This is a genomic window from Campylobacter sp. BCW_6461, from assembly GCF_001762735.1.
Taxonomy (GTDB): Bacteria; Campylobacterota; Campylobacteria; order Campylobacterales; family Campylobacteraceae; genus Campylobacter_D; species Campylobacter_D jejuni.
The window spans coordinates 20184-27325 of the sequence record NZ_MJXJ01000013.1; the positions used below are offsets into that span (position 1 = coordinate 20184).

At 29.3% G+C, this 7142-nt stretch carries 7 protein-coding genes and 2 pseudogenes; 8 read left to right on the forward strand and 1 reads right to left on the reverse strand.

The window, feature by feature from the left end:
* Positions 1 to 20: 20 nt before the first annotated feature.
* From gmhB to AJ882_RS02965, 5 genes and pseudogenes are all read left to right on the forward strand, one after another.
* A pseudogene (gene gmhB, locus AJ882_RS02945) lies at positions 21 to 582 on the forward strand (D-glycero-alpha-D-manno-heptose-1,7-bisphosphate 7-phosphatase).
* Positions 583 to 1536 (forward strand): ADP-glyceromanno-heptose 6-epimerase, encoded by a 954-nt coding sequence (gene rfaD, locus AJ882_RS02950; RefSeq protein ID WP_002867398.1) that lies wholly within the window; start codon positions 583 to 585, stop codon positions 1534 to 1536. It abuts the pseudogene before it with no gap.
* Positions 1529 to 2914 carry a D-glycero-beta-D-manno-heptose-7-phosphate kinase gene (gene rfaE1, locus AJ882_RS02955; protein WP_002867399.1) on the forward strand — a complete coding sequence of 462 codons (1386 nt, stop codon included), beginning with the start codon at positions 1529 to 1531 and terminating at the stop codon, positions 2912 to 2914. Before rfaD ends, rfaE1 begins: the two co-directional genes overlap by 8 nt.
* Entirely contained in the window at positions 2911 to 3471 is a 561-nt protein-coding gene (gene gmhA, locus AJ882_RS02960; RefSeq protein ID WP_002869619.1) for a D-sedoheptulose 7-phosphate isomerase, read from the forward strand. The genes rfaE1 and gmhA overlap by 4 nt, the downstream gene beginning before the upstream one ends.
* Entirely contained in the window at positions 3471 to 4235 is a 765-nt protein-coding gene (locus AJ882_RS02965; protein WP_002884483.1) for a glycosyltransferase family 25 protein, read from the forward strand. Before gmhA ends, AJ882_RS02965 begins: the two co-directional genes overlap by 1 nt.
* Here the strand turns inward: AJ882_RS02965 and waaF are convergent.
* Entirely contained in the window at positions 4221 to 5171 is a 951-nt protein-coding gene (waaF, locus tag AJ882_RS02970; RefSeq protein WP_011049891.1) for a lipopolysaccharide heptosyltransferase II, read from the reverse strand. The two genes, AJ882_RS02965 and waaF, sit on opposite strands and share 15 nt — an antisense overlap.
* A 58-nt stretch (positions 5172 to 5229) precedes the next feature.
* Between waaF and AJ882_RS02975 the strand changes: the two are divergent.
* From AJ882_RS02975 to AJ882_RS09195, 3 genes and pseudogenes are all read left to right on the forward strand, one after another.
* Positions 5230 to 6041: pseudogene (locus AJ882_RS02975) on the forward strand (glycosyltransferase family 2 protein).
* Positions 6042 to 6094: 53 nt separating this feature from the next.
* On the forward strand, positions 6095 to 6982 hold the full coding sequence (locus AJ882_RS02980; RefSeq protein WP_011049889.1) for a glycosyltransferase: 888 nt from the start codon (positions 6095 to 6097) through the stop codon (positions 6980 to 6982).
* Positions 6975 to 7142, forward strand: a 168-nt coding sequence (locus tag AJ882_RS09195) for a glycosyltransferase family 2 protein (RefSeq protein WP_148127815.1), incomplete at its 3' end; no start/stop codon positions are given. The genes AJ882_RS02980 and AJ882_RS09195, both read left to right, overlap by 8 nt.

Sequence of the window (7142 nt, forward strand, 5' to 3'; positions counted from 1 at the left end):
ATCTTAAGAAAATAAAGATAATGTTTATTTTCTTTTCAAAAAAGCTATATTATAATGTTTTTTATGAAAACAAAAGCATTATTTTTAGATAGAGACGGTGTGATTAATATAGATAAAAAATATGTCTATAAAATAGAAGATTTTGAATTTTGTGATGGAATTTTTGAACTTTGTAGATATTTTTTAGCTAAAAAATATTTGCTTTTTATAGCGACAAATCAATCAGGCATTGCAAGAGGATATTATAAGGAAAGTGATTTTTTTAAGCTTTGTGATTATATGCTTAAAGAATTTACTAAACAAGGTATAAAAATTGATAAAATTTATCATTGTCCGCATTTAGAAGGTTGTGAATGTCGCAAACCTAAAGCAGGAATGCTTTTAAAAGCAAAAGATGAGTTTAATTTAGATATGAAAAATTCTATTTTTATCGGAGATAATCTAAGCGATATGCAAGCAGGGTTAAATGCTAATATTGGCACTTTGGTTTTAGTAAATGAAGAAAAAAAAGAAGGCGATTTTTTTAGACAATTTAAAAATTTAAAAGAAATTTTGAGTTTTTTTAAAGAAAAGGACATTTAAATGAGAGTAGCAATCACAGGTGGTGCAGGATTTATAGGTTCGCAACTGGCTTTAAATTTGCAAGAAAAACATGAAATTTTAATCATTGATAAAATGCGTAGCAGTGCGACTTTTGAAAATGGAAATTTACAAAGTTTTGGACATTTTAAAAATTTACTTGAATTTGATGGAGAACTTTTTGCAGGTGATATTAACGATGAAAAAGTTTTAAAAAAGATTGAAGATTTTAAGCCAGAGATTATTTTTCATCAAGCAGCAATTTCAGACACTACAGTTTTTGATCAAACTAAGGTTTTACAAACCAATTTAAATACTTTTAAAGATTTTATAGAACTTAGCATAGATCTTAATGCAAAGCTTATTTATGCAAGTTCAGCTTCGGTTTATGGTGATGCAAAAAGTCCACAAACTGTAGGTAAAGATGAAGAGCCAAAAAATCCTTATGCTTTTTCAAAATTGATGATGGATAAGTTAGCGAAAAAATATTACGATAAAGCTCATTTGGTAGGACTTAGATATTTTAATGTTTATGGAAAAGGCGAATTTTATAAAAACAAAACCGCTTCTATGGTTTTGCAATTTGGCCATCAAATTTTAGCAGGAAAAAATCCACGATTGTTTGAAGGAAGTGATCAAATTTATAGAGATTTTACTTATATTAAAGATGTTATTAATGCCAATTTAATCGCCCTTGATTCAAAATGCGGGGTTTATAATGTAGGCAGTGGTAAAGCAAGAACCTTTCAAGATATAGTTGATATTTTGCAAAAAGAGTTAAAGACTGATTTGCCTTGTGAATATATCCCAAATCCTTATGTAAAATCTTATCAATTCCATACTGAAGCAAAACTAGATCAAACTTGGGATTATCAGCCAAAATTTAGTCTTGAAGAGGGGATTAAAGATTATTTAGATGAGATAAAAAGACTTTTTGAAAAGGAAGTAAATGCTTGAGTTTTTAAGCCAGCAAAAACCTAAAATTTTAATTATAGGGGATTTTATGGTGGATAATTACACTTGGTGTGATTGTTCGCGTATCAGTCCTGAAGCCCCTGTTTTGGTAGCTAAAACTCTTAAGGAAGATAAAAGATTAGGCGGGGCTGCGAATGTTTATGCAAATTTAAAAAGTTTAGGGGCTGATGTTTTTGCGCTTGGTGTTGTGGGTGATGATAAGAGTGGGAAATTTTTACAAGAAAATTTAAAAGGAGAATTTTTGATCCAAAAAGGACGCAAAACCCCTTTTAAAAATCGCATTATGGCACACAATCAGCAGGTTTTAAGACTAGATGAAGAAGACATAAGTGAGATTTTGCTTGAAAATGAGCTTATTGCTTTGTTTGATGAAAAGATTAAAGATTTTAAAGCTGTGGTTTTAAGCGATTATGCTAAGGGTATTTTAACGCCTAAGGTTTGTAAGGCTGTGATAAAAAAGGCTAAGGCTTTAAATATCCCTGTTTTAGTTGATCCTAAAGGGAGTGATTTTAGTAAATATAGCGGTGCAACCTTGCTCACGCCTAATAAAAAAGAAGCTTTAGAAGCTTTGAAATTTGAAAATTTAGAGGGTGAAAATTTAGAAAAAGGGATTAAAAAATTAAAAGAAGATTTTTCTTTGCGTTATTCTATCATCACTCTTTCAGAAGCGGGGATTGCGCTTTTTAATGAGGGTTTAAAAATCGCACCTGCTAAAGCCTTAGAAGTTTATGATGTAACAGGAGCGGGCGATAGTGTGATTGCCGTTTTGGCTTTTTGTTTGGCAAATGAAATTGAAATTTTTAAAGCTTGTGAACTTGCCAATGAAGCTGCAGCCGTTGTAGTAAGTAAAATAGGTAGTGTGAGTGTGAGTTTTGATGAGATTAGAAGTTTTAAAAGTATGAGTTTTGAGAAAAAGATCAAAAATAAAGAAGAGCTTTTAACGCTTTTAAAACAAAATGATAAAAAGATTGTTTTTACAAATGGTTGTTTTGATATCGTGCATTTTGGACATATAAAATATCTTGAGAAAGCTAAAAGATTGGGCGATGTTTTGATTGTAGGTTTGAACTCAGATGCGAGTGTGAAAAGACTCAAAGGTGAGAGTCGTCCTGTAAATTCAGAGTTTCAAAGAGCTTGTATGTTGGCAGCTTTTTATTTTGTAGATTTTGTAGTGATTTTTGATGAAGACACACCTTTAGAACTTATAAGCTTTTTAAAGCCTGATATTTTGGTTAAAGGAGCTGATTATAAAGATAAGCTTGTTGTAGGTTCAAATTTGATTTCAAGAGTTGAATTAATCGATTTTGAAGAAGGATTTAGTACGAGTAAGATTATAGAAAAGATTAAGGATAAAAAATGATAAATTTAGTAGAAAAAGAATGGCAAGAACATCAAAAAATCGTTCAAGAAAGTGAAATTTTAAAAGGACAAATCGCTAAAATAGGCGAGCTTTTATGTGAATGTCTTAAAAAAGGTGGTAAAATTTTAATTTGCGGAAATGGTGGAAGTGCAGCTGATGCACAGCATTTTGCAGCTGAACTTAGTGGGCGTTATAAAAAAGAACGCAAGGCTTTAGCAGGTATAGCGCTTACAACCGATACTTCAGCGCTTAGTGCTATAGGAAATGACTATGGTTTTGAGTTTGTTTTTTCAAGACAAGTGGAGGCTTTAGGAAATGAAAATGATGTTTTAATCGGCATTTCAACCAGTGGAAAAAGTCTCAATGTTTTAGAAGCTTTTAAAAAAGCAAAAGAACTTAATATGCTTTGTTTAGGGCTTAGTGGAAAGGGCGGTGGAATGATGAATAAGCTTTGTGATCATAATCTTGTTGTGCCAAGCGATGATACGGCTAGAATTCAAGAAATGCACATTTTAATCATACACACGCTTTGTCAGATCATCGATGAGGGTTTTTAATGAAAGTTTTTATCATAAATTTAGAGCGTTCTTTAGATAGAAAAGAGCATATGAAAAAACAAATTCAAAAGCTTTTTGAAAAAAATCCTAGTTTAAAAAATAAATTAGAATTTATTTTCTTTAAAGCTATTGATGCTAAAAATAAAGAACATTTGGAATTTAAAGATCATTTTCCTTGGTGGGGTTCTTGGGTGCTGGGCAGAGAGCTTTCTGATGGAGAAAAAGCTTGTTTTGCTAGTCATTATAAACTTTGGCAAGAATGTGTGAAGCTTGATGAGCCTATAATCATCCTAGAAGATGATGTGGAATTTAGCGATGAATTTTTAATAATGGGGCAAGAATATATAGATGAGCTATTAAAGAGCAAATATGAATATATAAGACTTTGTTATTTGTTCGATAAAAGATTGTATTTTTTGAGCGAGGGTGGATATTATTTAAGTTTTGAAAAGCTTGCTGGAACTCAAGGTTATGTACTGCAAGTAAGTGCTGCAATGAAATTTCTTAAATATGCTAAAAATTGGATCTATGCCGTAGATGATTATATGGATATGTTTTATAAACATAATGTGTTAAATATAGTTAAAAAGCCTTTATTATTAAAACATGATTGTAGAATAGAAAGTTCAATTTCTCAAGCTAGACGTTTATTTTTGAAAGCTAAATTTTACAGAAAAATTATTAGAGAAATTTTTAGACTTTATAGAAATATTTTAAAACTATCTTATACTTTTTACATTAAGAAAAAATTAGATATTAGTTAAATTTTGAATCGCTTTTACAATCACTTCAGGCTTTAAATCTTTCATGCATTTGTGGTGTTTTAAAGGGCAGGTTTTTTGCATACAAGGCATACAAGCTAGATTTAAATGCACTAATGTTGCGTTTTCATTTTGCCAAGGTGAGGTTTGAGTAAATTTTGTAGGGCCAAAAATAGCCACGGTTTTTACCTTATAAACTGCACTTATGTGCATAGGGCCACTGTCATTTGTGATGAAAAGATCGCAAAAAGCGATATTTTGACAAAGGGTTTTGATGGTAGTTTTATTGCAAAGATTTTTTACTTTTATGTTTTGTTCTTTTAAAATTTGATAAATTTCATTACAAAGTTCTTGTTCGGCTTTTCCTGCGCCAAAGATTAAAATCTCATGACTTTGGCTGAAATTTAAAGCCACTTTAGCAAAATAACTCGCATCCCATCTTTTTGCACTTCCAAAGCTTGCACCAGGATTGAGTCCTAGAATTTTTTTGCCATTTTTTAAGACAAGAGGGCTTTGAAATTTTAGCTTAAAGGGAAGTTTTAAGTCTTTAAGGTGAGCTTTTATGTGAAGTGAGTTTTCTATAAAATAAAGGTATTTTAAAACTTGATGTTCTTCTTTGTGCTTGTTTTTGTCAAAAAAATATCTTTGTTTTGTTTTAAGAATATGTAAGATAATCTTAGAAGAAAACGCAGATCTAAAAGCAAAGCTAAAATCGATCTTACCAAGTTCTTTGCGTAAAGATAGGGCTTGTTTGTAGCGGGATTGTTTATTTTCTATGATGATTTTAGAATTAGGAAATTCTTTAAAAAGTGCTGTGGAAACCAAAGATCCATAAAGGATAAATTGGGCATTTTTAAAATGTTCTTTTATAACGTATAAAGCAGGTGAAGCCATCACCGCATCGCCTAGCCAAGTGGGAAGGTGTATAAAAATTTTCATAAATTTCCTAAACTTTGATAGAATTGTTTTTATTATTTTAACAAAATTTAGGAAAAATATGCCACAACTTTCTATCATAATCCCGCTTTTTAATTCTTGCGATTTTATCTCAAGAGCTTTACAAAGTTGTATAAATCAGACTTTAAAAGATATTGAAATTTTGATTATCGATGATAAAAGTAAAGATAATAGTTTAAATATGGTTTTAGAATTTGCCAAAAAAGATCCAAGGATAAAAATCTTTCAAAATGAAGAAAATTTAGGCACTTTTGCAAGTAGAAATTTGGGGGTTTTGCATTCTAGTTCTGATTTTATAATGTTTTTAGATAGTGATGATTTTTTAACACTCGATGCTTGTGAAATAACATTTAAAGAGATGAAAAAAGGTTTTGATTTGCTTTGTTTTGATGCCTTTGTGCATAGAGTAAAAACCAAACAATTTTATCGTTTTAAACAAGATGAAGTTTTTAATCAAAAGGAATTTTTAGATTTTTTAAGTAAACAAAGGCATTTTTGCTGGTCGGTTTGGGCGAAGTGCTTTAGAAAAGATATCATCTTAAAAAGTTTTGAGAAAATTAAAATAGATGAGCGTTTAAGTTATGGCGAAGATGTGCTTTTTTGTTATGTTTATTTTATGTTTTGTGAGAAAATAGCTGTTTTTAAAACTTGCATTTATCATTATGAATTTAATCCAAATGGAAGATATGAGAATAAAAATAAAGAAATTTTAAATCAAAATTATTATGATAAAAAGAAAAGTAATGAACTTATAAGAAAGCTTTCTTTAGACTTTGAAAATGAGATACCTTTCATCAAAAGCTATTTGAGGTTTTAAAGAAAGAAGAGATGGATTTAAAAAATAGAATTTAAGATTAGATTTTATATAATTAAGTTTTTATATTTTTAATATTAAAAGGCTAACAATGACTGAAATTTCAAGTTTTTGGTATACTCCTAAAGGCTATAAGGGTATAGGTTTAATGGAAATTCTTACGATTAAATCTTGGCTTGATCATGGGTATAAATTCCATCTATATACTTATAATTTAGAAGATAAAATTTTTTTAAAATTCCAAGAGCTGTTTGATAATTTTATACTTAAAGATGCAAATGAAATCATACCTTTTGAAGAATATTTTAGCGATGATAGGGGAGCTGGAGTAGCTGCTTTTTCAGATTTTTTTAGGTTTAATCTACTTTATCTCAGGGGGGGGGTATGGGTGGATCTTGATATGGTGTGTTTAAACCATTATGATTATGATAAAAAAGAATATATTTTTTCTAAGGAAATTGATAATGATCTAAGCAAAGCTAGAATCACAACTTCACTCCTTAAATTTCCAAAACAAAGTGAATTTGGAAAATTAATTATAGATGAAGCAAAAAAGATTGTTGATGATAACAAAATAATTCCTTGGGGTATTATAGGTCCTTGGTTTTTAGCTAAATGGGTTAAAGAATATGATTTAGAAAAACATGCTCTAGACTATAAAGATACTTGTCAAATTTCTTGTGGTAATACTAGAGATTTTATAGATAAAAAAATTTTCGATAAAAACAGACTTTGTTTGCATTTATTTTCTGAAATGTGGAAAATTTATAAAATGAATAAAAATCATTTTTATAAATCATGCATTTATGGATTTTTACTTCAAAAGCACAATATCCTTGATTTATGTCTTAAATTAAATTATAATCTTAGTTTTTGCGATAAACATTATGATAAATTCCTTCCTTTTATTAATATAAAAAATAAAATAAGATTTTATTTTCGCCACCCAAAAAAGATTTTTAAGAAAAACAATGCCTAAAATTTCAATCATCTTGCCAACTTTTAATGTAGAAAAATATATAGCCAAAGCTTTAGAAAGTTGTATCAATCAAAGTTTTAAAGATATAGAAATAATTGTAGTGGATGATTGTGGGAGTGATAAAAGTATAGATATAGCTAAAGAATATGCCAAAAAAGAT